This window comes from Flavobacterium agri (assembly GCF_013401995.1).
GTDB lineage: Bacteria > Bacteroidota > Bacteroidia > Flavobacteriales > Flavobacteriaceae > Flavobacterium > Flavobacterium agri.
The window spans coordinates 1-719 of sequence record NZ_JACBJI010000034.1 but is presented as its reverse complement, the minus strand read 5'-3'; the positions used below and the strand labels follow the sequence as shown (position 1 = coordinate 719).

Sequence of the window (719 nt, the reverse complement as noted above, 5' to 3'; positions counted from 1 at the left end):
ATCGTCTTGGTAAGCCGTTACCTTACCAACTAACTAATGGGACGCATGCTCATCTCTCACCGATAAATCTTTAATAATAGAATGATGCCATTCCAAAATACCATGGGGTATTAATCCGGATTTCTCCGGGCTATCCCCCAGTGAGAGGCAGATTGCATACGCGTTACGCACCCGTGCGCCGGTCTCGAAGGAGCAAGCCCCTTCTACCCCTCGACTTGCATGTGTTAAGCCTGCCGCTAGCGTTCATCCTGAGCCAGGATCAAACTCTTCATCGTATATTTTAATAACTTACGACTCCAAAGCCTTACTCAGTATAATTCAAAGAAAACTTTCCGTTTTCCCTTACTCTCTGCTTACTTCAACTCTTGTTGAAGTGCTGTCTATCCAATATGTCTATGAACTTGTCTACTCTTTCAATCTTCGCTTGTGTTTCAAAGCGGGTGCAAAAGTACGAGTCTTTTTCATACTTCCAAGCTTTTTTTGAAAAAAATTTTCATCTTTTTCGCCCGAGCCTGGTTTTCAGTAAAAAAGGAACTTTCTGGCGCCCCGTCCCTCCGGAACGGACGGCAAAGATAGAAACTCTTTCCCGCTCACGCAAAACTTTTTTTGCCCTTTTTTACCCCATTATGCCGTATGAACTTCTCGCTGATTGCGGGTGCAAAAGTAGCCACTTTTTCCGCTCCCGCAAGTTTTTGAGGCAAGTTTTTTTGAGGTTTTTT

The 719-nt window shown here is 43.9% G+C and carries 1 protein-coding gene and 1 rRNA gene; one reads left to right on the top strand and one right to left on the bottom strand.

Features of this window, described 5'->3' with window-relative positions; all coding sequences use genetic code 11:
• Positions 1-275 (bottom strand): 16S ribosomal RNA (locus HZF10_RS17875); the annotation flags it as partial.
• Between the two features lie 120 nt (positions 276-395).
• Here HZF10_RS17875 and HZF10_RS17985 point away from each other — a divergent pair.
• The coding region (locus HZF10_RS17985; RefSeq protein ID WP_217703415.1) for a hypothetical protein at positions 396-719 on the top strand (324 nt) is incomplete at its 3' end.